This is a genomic window from Mesorhizobium delmotii (assembly GCF_900149755.1).
Classification (GTDB): domain Bacteria; phylum Pseudomonadota; class Alphaproteobacteria; order Rhizobiales; family Rhizobiaceae; genus Mesorhizobium; species Mesorhizobium delmotii.
In genome coordinates this window covers 1-383 of sequence record NZ_FUIG01000085.1, presented here as the reverse complement: position 1 = coordinate 383, position 383 = coordinate 1, and the positions used below count along the sequence as shown (strand labels likewise).

Here is a 383-nt window from a genome sequence, read left to right as displayed (position 1 = left end):
TTGATGCCGAAGGGCTTTGGTGAGAGCCAGGAGACGACGCACTATTCGATCGTCGACAATGATGGCAACGCCGTCGCGGTGACCTATACGCTGAACGGCTCGTTCGGCGCCGGCGTCGTCGCCGACGGCACCGGCATCCTGCTCAACAACGAGATGGACGATTTCACCCAGAAGCCGGGCGTGCCCAATCTCTACGGCCTCGTCCAGGGCGAGGCGAATGCGATCGCGCCGAGGAAGACGCCGCTGTCGTCGATGAGCCCGACCATCGTCGCCAAAGACGGTAAGCCGTTCATGGTCATCGGCAGTCCCGGCGGCTCGCGCATCATCACCATCACGCTGGAAGCGATCGTCAACGTCGTCGATCACGGCATGAACATCCAGGA

1 protein-coding gene is annotated in these 383 nt (G+C 62.1%); it reads left to right on the top strand.

The window, feature by feature from the left end:
- Nucleotides 1-383 (top strand): gamma-glutamyltransferase (locus BQ8482_RS34395; RefSeq protein WP_208867952.1); only part of this gene is annotated, 383 nt, incomplete at both ends.